General features: G+C 62.6%; 1 protein-coding gene. It reads left to right on the forward strand.

What is annotated here, in order from left to right:
* The first annotated feature begins 562 nt into the window (after nt 1-562).
* Nucleotides 563-2,287, forward strand: coding sequence for a group II intron reverse transcriptase/maturase (gene ltrA / locus CHB83_RS23390; protein WP_089334546.1), 1,725 nt, complete (start codon nt 563-565; stop codon nt 2,285-2,287).
* Nucleotides 2,288-2,354 lie beyond the last annotated feature (67 nt).

The raw sequence follows: 2,354 nt of genomic DNA on the forward strand, positions 1-2,354 counted from the left end.
CGTGCGACCTGTTGCCTGTGAACTACATAAGCAGGCGTTCTTTAGCTAGGGCTAAAGAATAACTATCTGTCTGGTGCAGAGCTAACTTCTCTGCCGCCCTGATGAGCGGGCGAAAACGCTTTCCCCATCTGCCCAGCGTGGCAAACCGGGCGGGTGAAGCGGGAAAGAACGCGGGTACGTCGGAGACTGGCCGGCCATCCCCGCAAGTGTGAAAGCATGCGCAAGAATTCTGAATCCACTACTCATCGTTACGTTGACCAAGCTTAGCCAGTATGAGAAGCTTGCCCAAAAGGGACTGGTTGTCGAGCGGTGGTAATGCGTTTCCGACCACCGCTGCTCATTCGCAGCACAACCCGGTGACTGAGTGGGGCGCTACCCTTTCGTGAAACAGACAGATGGAACAGGGAAACCACGGAACGGCTCTGCTTCGGCAGTGGGCAGCCAGCTACACGCCGGCCCGTGGCAGGATGGCGCAAGAAGCCAACGCCGCCGGGAAAGCCGGCGGATATGCCCACTTGCGCCCGTTGTGTATCGGTACATGTAGCCAGTAGCAGTCAGGACGATGGACACTGCCTTGCCGCAGATGGATGAATGGAAGGCCCTGCCCTGGAAGAAACTCCAGCGCACGGTCTTCAGACTGCAAAAACGCATTTACCAGGCCAGCCTCCGGGGGGATTCCCGCCAGGTGCGCCAACTCCAAAAACTCTTGAGTAAATCCCGGGCGGCCAAGCTTCTGGCCGTTCGCAAAGTCACCCAGGACAACCAAGGCAAACGCACGGCCGGCATCGACGGGGTGAAGTCGCTCACCGACACGCAGCGCCTGCGGCTCAGCCGCCAGCTCTCGCTGCGGTGCGCGGCCAAGCCCCTGCGCCGGGTCTGGATTCCAAAGCCGGGTTCTACCGAAAAGCGCCCGTTGGGCATTCCCGTCATGCGCGACCGGGCCTTGCAGGCCCTGGTCAAGCTGGCGCTGGAACCTGAGTGGGAAGCCCGGTTTGAGCCCAACAGCTACGGTTTCCGACCCGGCCGGTCGGCGCACGACGCCATTGGGGCCATCTACAACTGCATCAACCAGCGGGCGAAGTGGGTGCTGGACGCCGACATCGAGCAGTGTTTTGACCGCATTGACCACGAACGGCTTTTAGCCAAAGTGGCCACCATGCCCTTGTTCCGGCGCCTGCTGAAAGGCTGGTTGCGGGCCGGGGTACTGGAAGGGGACGTGTTTCAGCCCGTCGAAGCCGGCACCCCGCAAGGGGGCGTCATTTCGCCGTTGCTGGCCAACATCGCCCTCCACGGCATGGAAACGGTCATCCAGACGCACTTCCGGCAACGGCGCATCAGCCGCACCCGCCTGAGTCCCAAAGCAACCCTGATTCGCTACGCCGACGACTTCGTGGTCCTGCACGAAGACCGACACATCGTCGAAGCCTGTCGGGAGGTGCTGGCGGACTGGCTGGCGCAGTTGGGACTGGCCATGAAACCGGCCAAAACGCGCGTGGTGCACACCCTGCACCACGCGCCACAGCAGGCAGCCGGCTTCGATTTTCTGGGCATGACGGTCCGGCAATTCCCGGTGGGACGTACCCACACGGGAAAAAGCCCACGGGGCATCCCGCTAGGATACAAGACGATTATCAAACCCTCCCGTACCGCGCAGCAGCGCCACGACCGCCGGCTAGGCGAAATCGTGTACCGGCAGCGCGGCTCGCCCCAGGCCGCCCTCATCCGGGAACTGAACCCGGTGATACGCGGCTGGTGCGCCTACTACGCGGGCGTGGTGGCCAAAGACGTCTTCTCCCGGCTGGATTACACCCTGCACCACAAGCTGCGTCGCTGGGCCACCCGGCGGCACAGCGGCAAGCACAAACGCCGTATCGTCCACAAATACTGGAGGCTAGAGCAGGGCAGCTGGAAATTCGACACGCCGCAGGGCGTGCGGCTGCACACGCATAGCCTCACCCGTATCAAACGACACGTCAAGGTGGCGGGCAGCCGCTCCCCCTTCGACGGCCGGTGGGTGTACTGGGGCGCCCGCCTGCGGGACTACCACGGCTTGAGCCGGCGCACGTGTGCGCTGCTGAAGCAACAGGCAGGGCGTTGCGGGTGGTGCAAGCTCTATTTTACGGACACGGATATACTCGAACAGGACCACCGCGTACCCCGAATACGCGGCGGGAAGGAGGAATTGGCGAACCTGCAACTGCTGCACCGGCACTGTCACGACCAAAAGACACGGCAGGACGGCAGTTTGGCAGCCCGCAGTAGCGGTGCACAACGAGGAGCCGTGTGAGGTGAAAGTCTCACGCACGGTTCTGAATTGGCAGCCGGGGGAGCGATTCCCCGGCTGACCATAACCT

The organism is Hymenobacter mucosus, from assembly GCF_900188255.1.
In the GTDB taxonomy this organism is placed as follows: domain Bacteria; phylum Bacteroidota; class Bacteroidia; order Cytophagales; family Hymenobacteraceae; genus Hymenobacter; species Hymenobacter mucosus.